Raw genomic sequence first — 18,049 nt, 5'->3', positions numbered from 1 at the left:
CGATCAGGGTGTTCGTCGGTGAACTGTTCGGTGCGTTGGAGAGTCGGAGGAAGACTGTGAAGTACCTGCTGATGATCGCCGGTGACGAGAGCGCCGCAGAGCACGCCAACGACGGCTGTGGCGGCTGGTCCGAGGAGATGGAGGCGCGGGGTGTGGTCACCGGTGGAGCCGGTCTGCGGCCGCCCACCGAGGCAACCACTGTGCGGGTCCGCTCGGGCGAGCTGCTGCTCACTGACGGCCCGTTCGCGGAGACGAAGGAGCAGATCGGCGGCTTCGTGCTGATCGACTGCGCGGATCTGGACGAGGCGATCGAGATCGCCGCCAAGCACCCTGCCGCGAGCTACGGGACGATCGAGATCCGCCCGGTGTTGTGACGTACGCCGAGATCTTCCGGGCGGAGTGGGGCCAGGTGGTCGCCACGCTGATCCGGATGACCGGGAACTGGGAGCTGGCCGAGGAGTGCGCCCAAGAGGCGTGTGCCGCGGCTCTCGAGCGCTGGCCGCGTGACGGCGTACCGGACAAGCCAGGTGCCTGGCTGACGACCACTGCGCGCAACCGCGCGATCGACTGGTTCCGCCGCGAGGCGGTCGGGGCCGCGAAACTGCAGGAGGTCGCTGCGATGACCTACGAGCCCGAGGTGCCCGCGTACGACGTACCGGACGACCGGCTGCGGTTGATGTTCACCTGCTGCCATCCGGCGTTGGCGATGGAAGCGCGGGTCGCTCTGACGTTGCGGACGCTGGCTGGACTCAGTACGGCGGAGATCGCGCGCGCGTTCCTCGTCGGTGAGACCACCATGTCGAAGCGGCTCACCCGGGCCAAGCAGAAGATCCAGAACGCGGGTATCCCGTACCGCGTCCCACCGGCGCATCTCCTGCCCGAGCGGACTCCCGCCGTACTCGCGGTGTTGTACCTGCTCTTCAACGAGGGGTACTCCGATGTCACCCGCAGCACTCTGACCGAGGAGGGTATTCGGCTGGCCAGACTGCTCGTTCAGCTGATGCCGGATGAGCCAGAGGCGGCCGGACTGCTTGCGCTGATGCTCTTCCACGACTCCCGGCGGAACACTCGGCTCTCCCCCGACGGTGTCCTGATCACGCTCGACGAGCAGGACCGAACGCGCTGGGACAGCGAGCTGATCACCGAGGCCGAGCAGTTGCTCGACCAAACGCTGCAGCGCGGCAGTCCGGGCCCGTACCAGGTGCAGGCCGCCATCGCCGCGTGTCATGCGATCGCCCGAACCGCCGCGGACACCGACTGGCCGCAGATCGCAGGGCTCTACGCACAGCTCCCCCAAACCCCGGTTGTCGCGCTCAACCGCGCAGTGGCAATCGGTATGGCGGACGGACCTGCCGTCGGACTCGCACTGGTCGATCGACTCGGCGCAGGCTCCTTGGCCGGCTACCACCTGCTCCCCGCCGCGCGGGCGGACTTCCTGCGCCGACTCGACCGCCGTACCGAAGCAGCCGAGGCCTACCGAGAGGCCGCCGACCTGGCCACGACGGACGCTGACCGGAGATACCTGGAGAAGAGACTGGCCGAGGTGTCTGTCCAGAGCTGACCTGTTCGTCGGTGGGGTATGACAGACATTCGAGAGCTCGTTGCGGGTGAACGCAGTGATCTGGTCGAGGTACTGGCCGGACTGCCCGAGGAGGACTGGGACAAGCCGAGTCTGAGCGCCGGCTGGCGAGTACGTGAGGTAGTCGCCCACATCACCATGGCTTACCGCTACTCCACTCCCCGCGTTCTGCTGGGGATAGCGAAGGCAGGTGGCAGCTTCAACCGGTTCTCCGACCGCGCGGCGCGGGCCGACACCGCAGCACTGAGCAACGCCGAACTGCTCGGTTGTCTGCGGGACAACATCAACCACCCGTGGAAGCCGCCGGGTGGCGGCTACGAGGGCGCGTTGTCGCATGACGTGATTCACGGGCTCGACATGACCGTTGCGCTCGGCATCGATCGCCAGGTGCCGCTGGAGCGGCTGCGCGTGGTGCTGGGTGGTCTGGGGCCCAAGCACCTGAAGTACTTCGGTGTGGACCTGCCGAACACCGAATTGCGCGCTACCGACCTGGACTGGTCCTACGGTGCCGGTGAAGTGCTCACCGGCACCGCTCAGGAGTTGGTGTTGCTGGTTAGCGGACGGGACTCGTCAGTTCGGCGAGGCTCTTGAGCTGACGACCTGTGGCGCTCCGGGCGGCCGCAGTCTGGTGGCGGAAGAGGCGGCCGCCCAGGCGGAGGAAGGCAGGTTTGCCGTCGGAGCCTGGGATGAAGTTGGCGCGGGTGTGGGTCGGGGTGCCGTCGAGGGCGAGCATCAGCACGTAGTCGCGGCGGTAGAAGCCGAGGCGGAGTGCCTGCTGACCTTGGACCGACGCGAGGAGCTGACCCTGGTCGCCCGTCAGGTCGAGTTCGAGCGAGCTCTCCACGCCGTCGACGCCGACCTGGGTGGCCACGTACTTGCCCTCGTACGGCGCCAACTGCTTCGGCGTTAGCGGACGCTGTACGGCGGGCAGGTTGTGTACGCCGGCCAGTTCGGCCAGCGCCCAGTCGTCGGCAAACAGTTCGGCCGTCAGCTCCGGACCGCTCTCCGAGTTCGTGAGCACGGTGAGGGCGAAGTCGCGCTTCGGCACCATCAGGAAGCCGGAGTGCTGGCCGGGCCAGTCACCGCCGTGCTGGATCACCTTCACGCCCTCTGCGGTCGGACGGATCATCCAGCCGATGCCGACACCGTCCAGCTCGACGAACAGCGTGCCGCCCGGTCCTGGGTTGGACTGCATGGCCACGCGGGTCCGCTCACGCAGCAACCGCGGGAGCCCCGGGTGGCCGAGCTGGAAACGCGCGTAGCGCAGCTGGTCCTGCGCACTGGAGATCAGACCGCCGATCGCGTGCAGGCTGCGCGGCATCGGGTCGAACGACGGCTCGACGACCGGCTTCCCGTCGACGATGTTGTGGGACGCGGCCACGCTGAATCCGCCCAGTTCACTGCGGAAGAACCGGCTGTGCGCCAGACCGAGCGGGTCGATCAGCAGCTGCCGGGTAGCGGTCTCGTAGGGCTTCCCGGTGACGGCCTCGATGACCCGACCGGCCACACCGATCGCTGCGTTGTTGTACGAGAACACCTTGCCCAGCGGGGTTATCTGCGGTGCCGACGACAGCAAAGCGACGTACCGGGCCAGTCCGTCGTCGCCGTCACCGGTGTCGACGAACGTGTCACCTCGCCAGCCGGCGGAGTGGTTCAGGAGCTGCCGGACTGTCACCCGGGGACCGACTGTGGGGTCAGCGGTGGCGAAATCAGGCAGGTACGTGCGGACCGGCCGGTCAAGGTCGACCAGCCCTCGGTCGACGAGCTGCATCATCACGGTGGCGGTGAACGTCTTGCTGGTGGAGCCGATCCGGAACACGGTGTCCGCGGTCACCGGTGCCGGGTTGTCGACGTTGGTGACCCCGAAACCGCGCACGTACTCACGGCCGCGGTACCAGACGCCCAGACCGACACCAGGGATCGCGTACTTCGCCATCCCGGCCTCGACCTTGTCGAACAGCCTCCCGACCGCGAGCGGCGTCGTACGGGATGGTTTGGTGGCGACGGGCGCCGCAGTGGCGTTCGTGGTGGTCAGAGCACCGACAGGTACGGCGGCTGCCGCGGCGGCGAGCACGGTGCGCCGCGAGAGGCCTGAGCGTTTCGAACTTGCGGGCTGCTGGTGGAGCGACACGGCAGTCTCCTCGGTCGAAGGCGGATTGATACCACAAAGGATATTATTCCCATACTTGGAATCAATAGGGGAAGACCATGACCCAACCCTCAAAGACCCAGCCCTCGACACCGATGGCCGACCTGCTGCTGCACCCGATCCGCTTCCGGATCGTCCAGCGCGTGCTCGGCCGCGAGGTGACCACCACGGATCTGAAGCAGGATCTGCCCGACGTCCCGGCGACGACGCTCTACCGGCACGTGGCCGCACTGATCGAGGGCGGCATGCTGACAGTCGTCCGCGAGCGGCGCATTCGCGGCGCGATCGAGCGCACCCTGACCCTCGACCAGGCCACGACCGGCCGGATCGGCATCGACGAGGCGCGGGCGATGACGCCGGACCAGCACCGCAGCGCATTCCTGCTGGTGCTCACCCAACTGATCGCCGACTTCGACCGGATGGTCGAGCGCGGCGACCTGGACACCAGGCTCGAGCAGTTCGGCCTCAACCAGGCCTCGCTGTATGTGGACGCCGCCGACCTGGACTCCCTCCGGGAGGGGATCAGCGCCCTGATCGAGCCCTACCTCCAGACCCAGCCGGGCAAGGACCGGATCACCTGGTCGATCATCTCCCTGCCTGATACCTAAGCAGATGATCACGAATTAGATAGTCTGTTACGGAACTATCTGCTACGGTCTTGCTCATGCCGATCGAGACCGAAGTTCGCCCGGCCGGACGCCTCAAGGCGCTGGTCGTGCTGTGCGTGATGCAGCTGATGATCATCCTCGACGGGACCGTGGTGACGGTCGCGTTGCCGACGCTCCAGCGCGACCTGGGCTTCTCGCCCGCCGGTCTGGCCTGGGTGATGAACTCCTACCTGATTGCCTTCGCCGCTCTGCTCCTGCTGGCCGGCCGGCTCGGCGACCTGATCGGCGGCAAGCGGGTGTTCGTCGCGGGTCTCGGACTGTTCACTGCAGCCTCCCTGCTGTGCGGGATCGCCAACAGCGCCGAGGTGCTGATCGCCGGACGGTTCCTGCAGGGCGTCGGCGGCGCACTGGCCTCCGCAGTCATCATCGGGATGATCGTCGGACTCTTCCCGGCACCTGGCGAGCAGGCACGAGCCATGGGCATCTACAGCTTCACCTCTGCCAGCGGCGCGTCCATCGGCCTGATCTTCGGTGGACTCATCACCGAGACCATCGGCTGGCACTGGGCCTTCCTGATCAACGTCCCGATCGGACTCATCGCCCTGCTGTTCGCCCAGCGCCTGCTCACGCGTGAACAGGGTCTCGGACTGGGCAAGGGTGCCGACGTGCTGCGTGCTGCCCTGGTAGCCGTCCTGCGGATGTTCCGCAGCCGGCAGATGACGGCGGCCAACCTCGTGGTCATGCTGCTGTTCGCGGCCGGGTACGGCTTCCAGTTCATGACTGCGCTCTATCTGCAGCGTGTGCTCGGCTATGACTCACTCGCCACCGGTCTGGCGTTTCTGCCGGCCCCCATCATGAACGCGGTGATGTCGCTGTCCATCGCACCCCGACTGACCGTCCGGTACGGCGCCCGCCGGATGCTGATCGTCGGCCTCGCCATGTTCGCCCTGGCACTGCTATGGCTCAGCCAGGCCCCGGTGGACGGCTCGTACGTCGTCAATGTCGCGCCTGCGCTCGCAGTGATGGGCGCCGGGATCGGGCTGGCCATTCCGGCCGCGATCATGCTGGCCATGGGAGCTGCGGATCCGACCGATGCCGGACTGGCCTCGGGACTCAACAACACTGCCCAGCAGGCCGGTGCGGCAATCGGCACCGCCGTACTGGCCACTCTGGCCGCAGCCACCACGTCACAACGCCTGTCCGATGGTGCGGGCGAGCTGCTGGCGCTCCGGGACGGGTACGGCGTCGCCTGGCTCGCTGCCGCCGGTTTCGTTGCCACAGGCCTCGTCTTGGCGCTGGGGTTGATCCGTCGGCGCTAGGGTGTCGGCCGTGAGTAAGACGAGGAATCCGGATCGCTTGGTCCTGTTCACCGACGCAGTGGTGGCGATCGCGCTGACCCTGCTGATCCTGCCGCTGGTCGAGGTGGTGACGGAGTCCAGGACCGAGGGACTGACCGCGCTCGAGGTCGTCACCGAGCACAAGCCGGAGATCTACTCGTTCCTGCTGAGCTTCGCGGTGATCGCGAACTTCTGGCTGGGTCACCACCGGGTCTTCGAGCACGTGCGGGCCTACACGCCGAGGCTGATCCGGCTGAACCTGATCTGGCTGCTGGCGATCGTGATCCTGCCGTTCCCGACCGAGATCGTCGGCACCTTCGAGAGCTCACGGTTCACCGCCGGGTTCTACAGCGGGACGATCCTCGCGCTCAGCCTCAGCCAGACAGCCCTCACCTGGCTGATCCGGGGACACCGGGAGATCGAGAACCCGGACAACCCGGTCAGCCGCCGGGAGCTCGAAACCTCCCTCGTGCTGACCGGGCTCACGCTGCTCGCCTTCGTGCTGGCAGCGTTCGTTCCGGGCGTCCGCTTCTATGCACTGCTGTTGTTGCTGCTCTCACCGGTCATCATGCGCGTGGGTGACCTGGTGCGGCGGCCTGCTACTTAAGACCGGCCCAGAAGTTGCAGTGGTGCTCGGTACTGAGGTTGACCGGGTGAATGCCGGACTGGTCCGTCGGAGCCAGTGAGAGTCCCGTGACCGCACGCTGGCCGGTCGGCGACCAGTCCGGGCGGCCGGGGCCGTTCGGGTTGCCGGTGCGGACGAAGGACGTCCAGTAGTCGATCATCTGGTTCGACAACTGCTGCTGCGTCGCGGAGAGCGGCCAGTCGAAGCCACCCGGGCGGAACAGGTACACCAGCTCCGCAGCGTGCGCAGCGCCCTGTCCGGGCTGCACGAGTGGCGAGTGCTTGTCGGCGAACTCGTACGCGTAGACCGGCACCTTGCGAGCCGCCTGCTCACTAGTGGTGACCTGAGTGCACGACCAGATCCGGTCGGTGGTGACCGCGGCCCACGCAGCGGCTGGCGACTCGTACCGGCTGAGCGGGTACTCCCGCAGTACCTGAGCTGCCTGCTTCGCACCGACCATGTCGGTCACGAGCTTCGGGTAGTCCTTGATCTCTCCGAACGCCGGTAGCCACGAAGCGGCTTCGTCATGGTTGTTGCCGGAGACAATCGGCACCCGGTGGAACAGCCCGGCCTGCAACGCCTTGGCCGGGCTCAACGGCAGGACGGCGCTCCCGCCGTACCCGACCTGGGTGAACTGCAAGGTGTCCTCAAGCAGTACGTCGGACTTCGCCACCTGAGCGCAGTCGAGGAGGGACTGGCCGGGCTTGCAGCCCAGCTCTGCCTTCTTGCTCTCCACCCATTCCTTGCCGGTCGCCTGGACATCGCGGACCGGACGCCACGGCGAACCGGCTGCCTGGTTGGGGTACTGGCTGTTGTCGGCCCAGTTGAACGCACACGAGCCGCTCTGCATGATCGCCTTGCTGAACAGGCCGGCCGAGGTCGGTGAGGTGAGCTGCGTGCACACGCTCATGCCACCGGCGGACTCCCCCGAGACCGTCACATTGCGCGGGTCTCCCCCGAACGCGCTTGCATTGCGCTGCACCCAGCGCAAGGCGGCCTGCTGATCCTGCAGCCCGAACGTGCCGGAGCCGGGCAGGCCTGGGTAGCCGAAGAGGCCATAGATGCCCAGCCGGTAGTTAACAGTCACTACGACCACATCACCGCGGGCAGCGAGCTTCGACGCCTCATAGCTGTTGCCGGCGCCCTCGAAGAACCCGCCGCCAGGAATCCACACCATGACGGCCCGTGGCTTCGCGGAGGCCTTGGCCGGGACAGTGACGTTCAGATAGAGGCAGTCCTCGAGCGATGAGCCCTTGGGTACTTCGGAATTGGCCTGTTGCGGACAGGGGTTGCCGAGCGTCGACTCACGGACGCCGTTCCAGGGCTGCACCGGTTGCGGCGCCTTCCAGCGCAATGCGCCGACCGGTGGCGCGGCGTACGGGATGCCGTCGAAGACACGTGCCTCCCCGACTGTCTTGCTGCGAACGGCACCCGAGTCGGTTTGTACGACGTCCGACGCGGCTGCCGGGCCGGGGATGGCGAGCGGGGCCAACGCTGCGGTCAGCAGTGCCAAGAGTTTCTTCGTCATACCAGCAGCTTCGGCCGGACTGGTCACCTGTCGCTTCGGCCGGACGGCCAGGGCGCCACCACCTTTGGTCTAGGGGCGACGCAGCAGGTAGGTGTCCATGATCCAGCCCTTGCGCTCGCGGGCCTCGGCTCGCACCTTCTCGATCTCCGCAGCGACCTCACGGACCGGACCGGCGATCAGCAGCTCGTCCGGCGTACCGAGGTAAGCGCCCCAGTAGATGGTGGCGTCCTGGTCGAGGTGTGCGGTGAAGGCAGTCTGCGCGTCGAGCATCACGACCACGTCGTCCACACCATCCGGCCACTCCTTGGCCAGCCGCCGACCGGTGGTGATCTGCACCGGACGTCCCACCTGGTTGAGCGGGACGCGGTGCCGGGCAGCCAGCGTGGAGACGCTGCTGATGCCGGGGACCACCTCGATCTCGAAGGACAGCTCACCGCGGGCCTGGATGTCGTCGAGGATCGCCAGCGTGCTGTCGTAGAGCGACGGGTCGCCCCAGACCAGGAACGCGCCCACCTGGTCCGCACCGAGGTTCGCTGCGATCAGCTCCGCGCACACATCCGCCCGGCGGCGCCGCCAGTCGTCGACAGCCTCGACGTACGCCGTAGTGGACCGGTCCCGCTCGGGGTCGCGGCCGACGACGACCTGGTACCCGGTCGCGTGCCGCTGCAGGATCTCGGTGCGCAGATCGACCAGCTCCTGCTTGACGTCACCCTTGTCCAGCACGAAGAACACGTCGACCCGGTTCAACGCCGCGACCGCCTGCAGCGTGAGCTGCTCCGGATCGCCTGCGCCGATACCGATCACCAGGATCTGCATGCGGGCAGACTAAGGCATCCACCCCCTGTGACTGCCGGCTGACTCCTGGTGCGGATTGCCCGATCGCGAAGGCGTCACGGCCCTGGCGGCGGCCTGGACGCGACTGTTGCCAGAGGCATCTGATTTTCACAATCGACGACATGGACCTGAAGAACAGAGCACTTAAGGTGGGGAAGTCGCGTGCCGTCGCGGCTGTGCTGGGGGCAACGGTGGCACTCGGTGCCAGCACCGTACTGGTCGCCTCGGCGGCCGAGCCGGCGCCGGTCACGATCAACGCGTGCGTCGGCCGAAGCTTCGGCGACGTGCGGATCATCGACCCGGCCAAGGGCGACGCCTGCCTCTTCTACGAGACTCCGACGTCGTGGAACCAGAAGGGCCCGAAGGGCGACCTCGGACCGGCCGGTGCGGCCGGACCGCAGGGTGCCGCCGGCCCGCAGGGTGTCCCGGGGCCGGCCGGACCGGCTGGGCCCGTGGGCCCGCAGGGGCCGAAGGGTGACGCAGCGGGCTTCGTCGTCAACCCGCCGACCATCTTTCGGAAGACCATCCAGGACGGCGGCTGGGCGCAGTGGGAAGCCAGCTGCCCCACCGGTCAGGTCGTCGTGACCGGCGGGACCGGCGGTGGCACCAACAACGGCCGCGGACTGACCTTCTTCCAGTCCGAGCCGAGCTACGACGGCCACCGCTGGTTCTTCGGAGCGCGCTTCAGCAGGGCTGACGGTGGCGTCAACGACAGCATCGAGGCCTACGGCTTCATCGTCTGCACGCCGGGCAAGAGCAACGGCTGAGCAGCACGCGTCAGCTCGTCCGCTGCCTTCCGCGGCGGACGGGCTGTGCCTCCACCGGCGTGGCCAGGTGGTCGTCGACCAGGGTCTGCAAGGCCTCGACGAACGGCGTCCGCCGGTCGGCCGCCAGCGCGTCCAGGGTCTCCCGATGCACGCGGTCGACGATCGCCTGGCCTTCGCGCGCGATCTTCGCGCCGGCCGGGGTGACCGAGACGATCCGCGCCCGGCGGTCGGTGGCCGACGCCTTGCGCTCGGCGTACCCGGCCTTCTCCAGCGCGTCGACCGTGACGACCATGGTGGTCTTGTCCAGGTACGACAGTTCGGCGAGCTGGATCTGCGTCCGCTCGGCCTCCAGGGCATGACCCAGCACGCATTGCATGCGCGTCGTCAGCCCGATTTCGGCCAGGGCGGCGTGCAACTGCGTCTCCAGCACGTGACCGGCATGGTTCAGGTAGCCGGTGAGGTCGGGAACGGTCCGCGTGATCGCCATGATTCGAGTCTAGCTCGGGATTATCTGCCGCCAGATGATCCCGCTCCGGATCACTCCCCCGTGGCCCCGTCGATCAGCTCGCGCACGATGTCCAGGTGGCCGAGATGCCGGGCCGACTCCTGCAGCACGTCGGCGACGAACCGCTCGATCCGGACAGGCCCGTGGTACCCGGTCACGAACGCCGACCAGTCGACCTTCGCCAGCGTCTGCTGCGACAGCGCCCACTCGGCGTCGTACGCCGCGATGACCGTCTCGACCGTCTCGTCCGGACCTATTCGGAACTCGTAGTCGTGGTCGTCGGACCGCCAGAGCGACGGCAGGTCCTGACCGCCGATCGTGCGCTGGATGTGTTGCCGCTGAACCGCGGTCAGGTGTTTGACCAGCCCCAGCGGGTTCATCACCGGTGACGTCGGGAGCGGTGTCGCCCGCGCCTGCTCCTCGGTCAGCCCGTCCAGCTTGTTCACGACGGTGGTGTGGACGAACTGGAAGTACCCGACCACAGACTCCTGCAAGGTCAGATCGTCGTCCGGCCACGGCCGGTCTCGCAATGCCATGACCCGAACCCTGCCAGGTGCTTCCGACAATCCGCGGATATGCGACATCTCGGTCGCCCTTCGCCTCACCGTCGCAATTCCGCGAGTCTCCCGCGCCCGCGCTCGGTTGGCTGGATGGCATGACACTCGAGATGACTCGGACTCAGACCAACCATCGGCTCGGTGTGGCCGCACTGACGCTCGGCATCTTCACCATCGTCACCACCGAGATCCTTCCGGTCGGTCTGCTCACTCCGATCGGCACTGACTTCGGTCTGACCGCGGGCCGGACGGGTTGGCTGATGACCATGCCCGGGCTGGTCGCCGCCGTCGCCGCACCGGTCATCACGGTGACCACGGCGCGACTGGACCGCCGGCTGATGCTGTGCGCGCTGATGGGGCTGTTGGCCGTCTCCGGGTTCCTAGCGGCCGCCGCACCCTCGTATCACCTCGAACTGCTCGCCCGCCTCCTCGTGGGCCTCACCATCGGCGGCTTCTGGTCGATCGGTGCCGGACTGGCCGAGCGGCTCGTCACCGAGCAGTGGACGGCCCGGGCGACCGCGGTGATCTTCTCCGCGGTTCCACTCGGCACACTCCTCGGCGTACCGGGAGGGACCTTTCTCGGTGAGCTGCTCGGCTGGCGTGCGTCGTTCGCAGCACTCGGCGGCCTGTCGCTGGTGGTGATGATCGCCCTCTACGTGACTGTGCCTCCGCTGCCGCCGCTGCAAGTCACCCGGCTGTCCGTCCTGCGGGGCGCACTCCGAGGCAGCAACCTGGCGTTGCTCGCCACCTGTCTGGTCGTGACCGGCCATTTCGCCGCCTACACCTATGTGACGCCGTTCCTGCGGCCCTTCGTGCAGTCCGACCTGATCAGTCTGCTTCTGCTCGTCTACGGCGGCGCTGGCCTGGTCGGCAACCTCGTCGCGGGTACGGCGGCCGCCCGGAACCTGCGGCTGACCTTCGCCACCTGCGCCGGTCTGATGGCCGCAGCGATGCTGCTGCTCCCCCTGCTCGGGCGCAGTACGCCAGGAGCCGTTGTCCTGCTGGTGGTGTGGGGACTCGGGTACGGCGGCGTACCGGTCTGCACCATGACCATGTTCGCTGCGGCGGCTCCGCAGGCACGAGAGTCCGCGACTGTGCTGTTCACGTCGTCGTTCCAGGCGGTGCTTTCGATGGGCGCGTTGCTGGGCGGCCTGGTCGTGGATGCTTGGTCAGTGCATACGGCGATGACGCTGGGTGGCGTGTGCGCTGCACTGACGGTCGGAGTCGTGACGTGGTCCAGGACACAGGAGGCTGGCACGTAGCATCACCGGTGTGGTGCGGACTTCGACAGACAGGTGCCCCGGTGTGCTGGCAGTGCATCAGGCGGCTGACGGCGGGCTGGCTCGGATCCGCGTGCCTGGTGGGTTGCTGAGCGTCACGCAACTCGACGTACTGCGCACTGCGTCGCTGGACCTCGGTGACGGTCGGCTCGAGCTCACCTCCCGCGGGAACCTGCAGATCCGCGCCCTGCGGCCGGACGGACCACGAGAACTGTCAGACCGCCTCTACCGGGCTGGGCTACTCCCCTCGTTGACACACGAGCGGGTCCGCAACATCCTCGTCTCGCCGCTATCCGGTCTGGACGGCCGGTACGACGTACTGCCGCTCGCGGCTGCGCTGGACCGGGCGCTGTGCGCGGATCCTGGTTTGGCCGACCTGCCGGGGCGGTTCCTCTTCGCACTGGATGACGGACGTGGTGATCTGGTCGCCTCCGGCGCGGATGTGCTGGTCCAGGCAGTCGATGCCCGTGAGGCGCTGCTGACCCTCGGTACGCGCGGTGTGCGCGTCGGCTGGGGTGACGTGGTCGAGCTGATGCTGGCGGCCGCGGCGACGTTCCTGGAGGTGCGGGACGCTGCGGAGTGGCGGATCGCCGAGGTGGTGGACGGAGAGAGCCGGATTTTAGAGCCGCTGAACCTGCAGGCGACTGATGAGCTGCCGACGGCTGGTGCGCCGGTTGAGGCTGGTCCGCACGGGTCAGCGCTGGCAGTCACCGTTCCGCTCGGGAGTCTGACGCAGGAGCAGGCGGTGCTGCTCACCGAGGTTGCGGAGTGGATCCGGGTGACGCCCTGGCGTTCGGTCGTGGTCCCTGCGATGGCCAGTGCGCCGTTGGAGGCTGTCGGGTTGATCACAACACCTGACTCGATGTGGAGCGGTGTGACAGCGTGTGCGGGCCGCCCCGGCTGCGCCAAGGCGCTGGCCGACGTCCGCGGTGACGCACAACGGATCGCACCACAGATGGTGCGGGACGGACGCCGGGTGCACTGGTCAGGCTGTGAGCGCCGGTGCGGGAAACCGGCAGGTGACTTTGTCGACATACTTGCCGTCGGCAACGGGTATCTGGTCGACGGTGCTGTGGTCGACTATCTAGGGAGGGAGACGTGGTGAGCGGGTTCGAGTACGTGCGGGACGGCGCGGAGATCTACCGGCGGTCGTTCGCGACGATCCGGTCCGAGGCCGCGCTCGACCACCTGCCGGCCGACGTGGCCCAGGTCGCGGTGCGGATGATCCACGCCTGTGGCATGACCGATCTGGTCTCCGACCTGGCCTGGTCGCCCAACGTGGTCAAGAACGCGCGCGCCGCTCTTCAGGACGGCGCGCCGATCCTGTGTGACGCACAGATGGTGGCTGCCGGAATCACTCGGCGACGGCTGCCGGCCGACAACGAGGTGATCTGCACACTCGGCTCCCCCGGCGTGCCTGAGCTGGCCGCGCAACTCGAGACGACTCGGAGTGCGGCCGCGGTGGACCTTTGGGCCGACCATCTGGCCGGAGCGGTGGTCGCGGTGGGCAATGCGCCTACCACGTTGTTCCGGTTGCTCGAGGTGATCGCAGCGGGCGGTCCGCGGCCGGCCGCCGTACTGGGGATTCCGGTCGGGTTCATCGGTGCTGCCGAGTCCAAAGAGGCGTTGGCGGCGAACACGCTCGGTCTGGAGTACCTGGTGGTGCGGGGACGGCGTGGTGGCAGTGCGATCACCGCTGCCGCTGTGAATGCGATTGCGAGCGAGGAAGAGTGACCGGACAGCTGTGGGGCGTAGGACTCGGGCCGGGTGACCCTGAACTGGTCACCGTGAAGGCTGCGCGCTTGATCGGTGCTGCGGACGTGATCGCGTTCCACAGTGCGCGGCACGGGCGGAGTATCGCGCGCTCGGTCGCGGCGCCGTACCTGCGGAACGGGCAGATCGAGGAGCACCTGGTCTACCCGCTCACCACCGAGACCACTGACCACCCTGGCGGCTATCAGGGCGCCATGGACGAGTTCTACGCCGAGTGCGCCGCTCGGCTCGCTGCTCATCTCGAGGCGGGCCGCGATGTCGTCGTACTGGCCGAAGGCGATCCGTTGTTCTACGGGTCCTACATGCACATGCACAAGCGGCTGGCTGACCGGTACCCGTGTGAGGTGGTTCCGGGAGTGACGTCGGTGAGCGGGGCGGCCGCCGTACTCGGCCGGCCGTTGTGCGAGCGCGATGAGGTCCTCACTGTGCTGCCTGGCACGCTGCCGCCGGATGTGCTGGCCGAGCGACTGCGGAACACGGACGCCGCCGCGGTGATGAAGCTGGGGCGCACTTTCAGTAACGTCCGCGAGGCTTTCGAGCTGGCCGGCCGCGCTGACGAGGCCTGGTACGTCGAACGCGCCACCACCGCGGACCAGCGGATCGCACCGCTGTCAGAGGTCGATCCGGACGCGGTTCCGTACTTCTCGCTCGCACTGCTGCCCAGTCCGATCAACAACACCTTCAGTACGCCGGTAGTGCGCACTGAACGCGAAGGCTCGGTGACAGTGGTCGGACTCGGTCCTGCTGGACCGGACTGGATGACACCCGAGGTACGGGCGGCGATTGCCGGAGCCGACGACCTGATCGGCTACGGCCCGTACGTCGACCGTCTGCCGGACCGGGCTCGTCAGCGCAAGCACGGGTCGGACAACCGGGTTGAGTCGGAGCGGGCTGCGTTCGCACTGGACCTGGCGCGTAAGGGGTCCGCGGTGGTCGTGGTGTCGTCCGGTGATCCGGGTGTGTTTGCCATGGCCAGTGCGGTCACGGAGGTCGCGTCGGAACCGGAGTACGCGGACATCGCCGTACAGGTGTTGCCAGGGATGACTGCGGCGCAAGCTGTGGCCAGTCGGGTCGGTGCGCCGCTGGGACACGACTTCTGCGTGCTGTCGCTGTCGGATCGGCTCAAGCCGTGGGAGGTCATTGCGCAGCGACTGAGCGCCGCTGCGGCTGCTGACCTGGCGATCGCGATCTACAACCCCGCTTCGAAGTCCCGCACCTGGCAGGTGGCCGCCACGCGGGACCTGCTGCTGGAACACCGTTCCGCGGACACACCGGTAGTGGTGGGGCGTGACGTCGGTGGAGCTAGTGAAAGCGTCACTGTGACCACGCTGGGTGAGCTGGACCCTTCGATCGTCGACATGCGGTGTCTTCTGCTCATCGGCTCCTCCCAGACACGAAGTGTTTCCCGGCCCGCCGGACCGCTGGTCTTCACACCACGTCGCTATCCAGGTTAAATCCTGAGCGCAACCGGTGTTGGCACGGAGCCAGGGGGGTACTGGTCGTAAGAAGCTCACTGTGAGGAGAAACGGACGATGAGCAACGTGACGACCGTCCCGGACCGGCCCGTGGCCGCTGCTCCGGATCGCCAGCCGGCCGCCGACGCGGCACTGCTGGTCTATCGGGGATTCAAGTTCGGCGCCGCCTTCTTCGGCTGGCTGATCGCGATCTCCATGGCGGTTCTGCTGTCCGCCGCGGTCTCCGCAGTGGCCCTGCTGACCGCTGAGATCCTGGACTACAACCGCAGTGACGCCGAATCCGCCCCCGCCGCCGCAGGGCTCACCGCCTCGGTGATGGGCATCGTCGTGATCGCAGTCGCCTTCTACAGCGGCGGCTACGTCGCTGGCCGGCTCGCCCGCTTCGACGGCGCCCGGAACGGCTTCGGAGTCTGGATGGTGGCGGTCCTCGTCGCCGTGCTCACCGCGGGTGCTGGCGCGCTGCTGAATAGCCAGTACGACTGGCTGGGCGACGTACAACGTCCTGACATCGCACTGTCCACCGAGACGCTGGCCACGGGCGGTGTGATTGCCGCGGTCGCCCTGATCGTGGTCACCCTGCTGTCCGCGATCGTCGGCGGCAAGAGCGGGCAGCGCTACCACGAGAAGATCGACCGCCTGATCGCCTCCGAGGACTGAGCCTGCTGGGAAGACGCGGGGGTAGTCCCGCGTTGTCCCTGGTGTGCAACAGGTTGTGGTGATCGGCGCCGGGCAGGCGGGACTGTCGGCTGCATACCACCTCGTGCGGATGGGATTCACGCCGTACGAGGAGGTCGTCGTACTGGACCGCAATCCGGAACCAGGCGGTGCGTGGCAGCACCGGTGGGACTCGCTGACCATGCACGACGTGCACGGGATCGCGAACTTGCCCGGCGTACCGGTGCCTGCGAGTGCTGGGTCTGAGCGGGCCAACGTGTTTGTGCCGTCGTATTTTGCATCGTACGAGAAGCGTTTCGGGCTGCCGGTGGTGCGGCCGGTGGCGGTCGAGAGCGTGCAGCGGGTTGACGGTGGGTTCGACGTGGTGACGGACCAGTCGACGTACCGGACGGCTGCGCTGGTGAATGCGACCGGCACGTGGAACCGGCCGTTCATCCCGTGGTACCCAGGCATCGAGACCTTCCAGGGGCGCCAACTGCACACCGCTGACTACCGCGGCGCGGCTGAGCTCGCCGGCCAGCAGGTGCTCGTGGTCGGCGGCGGTGCGTCCGCCGTACAACTCCTGGCCGAGATCTCCGAGGTGGCAACCACCACCTGGGTCACGCGGCGCCCGCCCGAGTGGCGCACCGGCGAAGAGTTCGGCCCCGAGCTAGGCCGCCAGGTCGTCGCCAAGGTCGAAGAACGCGTCCGCGCCGGCCTCCCACCCCGCAGCGTCGTCAGCGTCACCGGCCTCCACCTACGCCCCCAAGAACAACCCGCCTGGGACCGCGGCGTCTACACCCGCCTCCCCATGTTCGACCGCCTGACCCCCGACGGCCCCACCTGGCCCGACGGCCACCACCAACACATCGACACCATCCTCTGGGCCACCGGCTTCCGAGCCGACCTGGCCCACCTGTCGCCCCTCCACCTCCGCGAACCCTCCGGCGGCATCCGCATGCAAGGCACCCAAACCGCCCAAGACCCCCACATCCACCTAGTCGGCTACGGCCCCTCCGCCAGCACCATAGGCGCCAACCGAGCCGGCTTCACCGCCGCCCGCTCCCTCCGAACCCTCCTCAAACCCGAGGTGACGTCAAGTCGATCGTGATGGGTGGGTCGCCGTACGGGGAGAACTGGGTGACTGTGGGGCCCAGGCGGAGGTTGGGGCCGGTCTGGACTTGGTGCTCCAGCTGGTCTTCGGCTGTTGCGTCTCCGGCGTCGGCGGCTAGTAGTAGGTGGGCGAGGTTGTCGGCGTCGGCGTCGGTGATTCCGTCGGCCACGCCGTCCCAGAGGAGGGTTTCTTGGCCGTGGCGGTGGAGGGCTTCCATGATCACGTAGAGGCGGATGAAGCCGGGGCCGGACAGGGGTGAGCCGGCCGCCACGCCGTAGCGGGCGGGGTCTAGACGGCCGGCGCGGTAGCCGGTCCAGACTTCTGCGGCGGTTTCGAACGGGGAGCCTTCGCCGGTTGGGAAGTCGCGGATGTTGAAGGGGCGGGTGCCGGGGCGGAGTTCGGGGTCGAAGCGTTGCCAGCGGGTGCCGTTCCAGTGTTCTGCGACGACGTGGTCGCCGCAGAAGTCGGGGGCGTAGGTGAAGCCGACGCGGGTTCGGGCTGGGGTTCCCTGCTCGCGGAGGGCGGCGACCGCGAGTAGCGCGTGGTCTCGGCAGCAGCCGGCGACTCGATCGCCGGGCGGGCGGGAGTTGAGCAGTGGGCCGGGATTCCGTGACTGGTCGAGGTCAAGGATGGTGGAGATCCAGCGGGCGTTGATCTCGTCACGACGGTCGTCGCGGAGGAGGTGGGCCTCGGCGCGGTAGTGGAGGACGAGGTTGGTGGTGATCGCGCAAATCTCCTCGATCCCGGAGAGCTCACGGAGCAGCCCGCCGTGTCGGCCCGGGTCGGAGAAGGCGGAGTGCCGTGCTCGCCGTTCCAAAGTGTCCATCCGACGAGCCTGCCTGGATTTTGGCGACTTTTCAGCCAATTACGTGCGCTCGGGATGGTTAAGCAGATACTTGACTTTCACCACGGCTCCGATGATAGTTAAGGACATGCCTAACCAATCTGGGGTTGACGCGATCGGTCGGGTTTTTCATGCGCTCGCCGATCCGTCGCGGCGGGCGGTTGTGGAGCGGTTGGTTCGGGGACCGGCTGCGGTGAAGGAGCTGGCGGAGCCGCTGGCGATGTCACTGCCTGCGGTGATGCAGCACTTGAAGGTGCTGGAGGACGCGGGCGTCATCGTCAGCGAGAAGGTCGGCCGCGTCCGCAGCTGCCGGATCGAACCGCAGACCCTGCGCGACGCGGAGCGTTGGCTGTCCGGCCAGCGCACCGAATGGGAACGGCAACTGGATCAACTCGACGACTATCTGAAGGGAAACTGATC

At 67.7% G+C, this 18,049-nt stretch carries 20 protein-coding genes; 14 read left to right on the top strand and 6 right to left on the bottom strand.

Annotation, left to right across the window (positions count from 1 at the left end):
• Window positions 1-56 precede the first annotated feature (56 nt).
• From ABD231_RS21380 to ABD231_RS21370, 3 genes are read left to right on the top strand one after another with little or no spacing between them, the layout of a single operon-like run.
• Entirely contained in the window at window positions 57-374 is a 318-nt protein-coding gene (locus tag ABD231_RS21380; protein WP_344154620.1) for a YciI family protein, read from the top strand.
• A complete protein-coding gene (locus ABD231_RS21375) occupies window positions 371-1,561 on the top strand; it encodes an RNA polymerase sigma factor (protein ID WP_344154617.1) in 1,191 nt (396 codons plus the stop codon). The genes ABD231_RS21380 and ABD231_RS21375 overlap by 4 nt, the downstream gene beginning before the upstream one ends.
• Before the next feature lie 18 nt (window positions 1,562-1,579).
• Window positions 1,580-2,170 carry a maleylpyruvate isomerase family mycothiol-dependent enzyme gene (locus ABD231_RS21370; protein ID WP_344154614.1) on the top strand — a complete coding sequence of 197 codons (591 nt, stop codon included), beginning with the start codon at window positions 1,580-1,582 and terminating at the stop codon, window positions 2,168-2,170.
• Here the strand turns inward: ABD231_RS21370 and ABD231_RS21365 are convergent.
• Window positions 2,133-3,710, bottom strand: coding sequence for a serine hydrolase domain-containing protein (locus tag ABD231_RS21365; RefSeq protein ID WP_344154611.1), 1,578 nt, complete (start codon window positions 3,708-3,710; stop codon window positions 2,133-2,135). The genes ABD231_RS21370 and ABD231_RS21365 overlap by 38 nt on opposite strands.
• Before the next feature lie 77 nt (window positions 3,711-3,787).
• Here ABD231_RS21365 and ABD231_RS21360 point away from each other — a divergent pair, with 77 nt between their 5' ends.
• From ABD231_RS21360 to ABD231_RS21350, 3 genes are read left to right on the top strand one after another with little or no spacing between them, the layout of a single operon-like run.
• The gene (locus ABD231_RS21360) at window positions 3,788-4,336 is read left to right on the top strand and encodes a helix-turn-helix domain-containing protein (protein WP_344154608.1); all 549 of its coding nucleotides are present in this window, start codon (window positions 3,788-3,790) and stop codon (window positions 4,334-4,336) included.
• A gap of 56 nt (window positions 4,337-4,392) precedes the next feature.
• Window positions 4,393-5,655 carry an MFS transporter gene (locus tag ABD231_RS21355; protein WP_344154605.1) on the top strand — a complete coding sequence of 421 codons (1,263 nt, stop codon included), beginning with the start codon at window positions 4,393-4,395 and terminating at the stop codon, window positions 5,653-5,655.
• A gap of 10 nt (window positions 5,656-5,665) precedes the next feature.
• Window positions 5,666-6,280: a TMEM175 family protein gene (locus ABD231_RS21350; RefSeq protein WP_344154602.1), complete on the top strand. Its 615-nt coding sequence runs from the start codon at window positions 5,666-5,668 to the stop codon at window positions 6,278-6,280.
• Here the strand turns inward: ABD231_RS21350 and ABD231_RS21345 are convergent.
• Complete coding sequence (locus ABD231_RS21345) at window positions 6,273-7,826, bottom strand: carboxylesterase/lipase family protein (RefSeq protein ID WP_344154599.1); 1,554 nt, start codon at window positions 7,824-7,826, stop codon at window positions 6,273-6,275. The genes ABD231_RS21350 and ABD231_RS21345 overlap by 8 nt on opposite strands.
• Before the next feature lie 69 nt (window positions 7,827-7,895).
• On the bottom strand, window positions 7,896-8,642 hold the full coding sequence (cobF, locus tag ABD231_RS21340) for a precorrin-6A synthase (deacetylating) (RefSeq protein ID WP_344154596.1): 747 nt from the start codon (window positions 8,640-8,642) through the stop codon (window positions 7,896-7,898).
• A 140-nt stretch (window positions 8,643-8,782) separates the two neighbouring features.
• On the opposite strand from cobF, the gene ABD231_RS21335 reads away from it, so the two are divergent.
• Complete coding sequence (locus ABD231_RS21335) at window positions 8,783-9,427, top strand: hypothetical protein (protein WP_344154593.1); 645 nt, start codon at window positions 8,783-8,785, stop codon at window positions 9,425-9,427.
• A gap of 10 nt (window positions 9,428-9,437) precedes the next feature.
• Here the strand turns inward: ABD231_RS21335 and ABD231_RS21330 are convergent, their stop codons facing one another.
• Complete coding sequence (locus ABD231_RS21330; RefSeq protein ID WP_344154590.1) at window positions 9,438-9,914, bottom strand: MarR family winged helix-turn-helix transcriptional regulator; 477 nt, start codon at window positions 9,912-9,914, stop codon at window positions 9,438-9,440.
• Between the two features lie 50 nt (window positions 9,915-9,964).
• Window positions 9,965-10,468: a DinB family protein gene (locus tag ABD231_RS21325; RefSeq protein WP_344154587.1), complete on the bottom strand. Its 504-nt coding sequence runs from the start codon at window positions 10,466-10,468 to the stop codon at window positions 9,965-9,967.
• A gap of 119 nt (window positions 10,469-10,587) precedes the next feature.
• Between ABD231_RS21325 and ABD231_RS21320 the strand changes: the two genes are divergently transcribed.
• From ABD231_RS21320 to ABD231_RS21295, 6 genes are all read left to right on the top strand, one after another.
• Window positions 10,588-11,751, top strand: a complete 1,164-nt coding sequence (locus tag ABD231_RS21320) for an MFS transporter (RefSeq protein ID WP_344154584.1) — start codon at window positions 10,588-10,590, stop codon at window positions 11,749-11,751.
• Between the two features lie 43 nt (window positions 11,752-11,794).
• Window positions 11,795-12,874, top strand: coding sequence for a precorrin-3B synthase (locus ABD231_RS21315; protein WP_344154580.1), 1,080 nt, complete (start codon window positions 11,795-11,797; stop codon window positions 12,872-12,874).
• On the top strand, window positions 12,868-13,503 hold the full coding sequence (locus ABD231_RS21310) for a precorrin-8X methylmutase (protein ID WP_344154577.1): 636 nt from the start codon (window positions 12,868-12,870) through the stop codon (window positions 13,501-13,503). The genes ABD231_RS21315 and ABD231_RS21310 overlap by 7 nt, the downstream gene beginning before the upstream one ends.
• Complete coding sequence (locus ABD231_RS21305; protein ID WP_344154574.1) at window positions 13,500-14,996, top strand: precorrin-2 C(20)-methyltransferase; 1,497 nt, start codon at window positions 13,500-13,502, stop codon at window positions 14,994-14,996. Before ABD231_RS21310 ends, ABD231_RS21305 begins: the two co-directional genes overlap by 4 nt.
• 78 nt (window positions 14,997-15,074) lie before the next feature.
• Window positions 15,075-15,674: a hypothetical protein gene (locus tag ABD231_RS21300; RefSeq protein ID WP_344154571.1), complete on the top strand. Its 600-nt coding sequence runs from the start codon at window positions 15,075-15,077 to the stop codon at window positions 15,672-15,674.
• Window positions 15,675-15,717: 43 nt separating this feature from the next.
• Window positions 15,718-16,782: an FAD-dependent oxidoreductase gene (locus ABD231_RS21295; protein ID WP_344154568.1), complete on the top strand. Its 1,065-nt coding sequence runs from the start codon at window positions 15,718-15,720 to the stop codon at window positions 16,780-16,782.
• Here ABD231_RS21295 and ABD231_RS21290 read toward each other — a convergent pair.
• Window positions 16,751-17,611, bottom strand: a complete 861-nt coding sequence (locus ABD231_RS21290; RefSeq protein ID WP_344154565.1) for a transglutaminase-like domain-containing protein — start codon at window positions 17,609-17,611, stop codon at window positions 16,751-16,753. The two genes, ABD231_RS21295 and ABD231_RS21290, sit on opposite strands and share 32 nt — an antisense overlap.
• A 106-nt stretch (window positions 17,612-17,717) precedes the next feature.
• Here ABD231_RS21290 and ABD231_RS21285 point away from each other — a divergent pair, with 106 nt between their 5' ends.
• Window positions 17,718-18,047: an ArsR/SmtB family transcription factor gene (locus ABD231_RS21285; RefSeq protein ID WP_344154562.1), complete on the top strand. Its 330-nt coding sequence runs from the start codon at window positions 17,718-17,720 to the stop codon at window positions 18,045-18,047.
• Window positions 18,048-18,049: the final 2 nt, after the last annotated feature.

Origin of the sequence: Kribbella yunnanensis, assembly GCF_039529655.1 — a bacterium.
Taxonomy (GTDB): domain Bacteria; phylum Actinomycetota; class Actinomycetes; order Propionibacteriales; family Kribbellaceae; genus Kribbella; species Kribbella yunnanensis.
The sequence above is the reverse complement of the archived record's forward strand: the minus strand, read 5'-3'. Positions and strand labels throughout refer to the sequence as shown.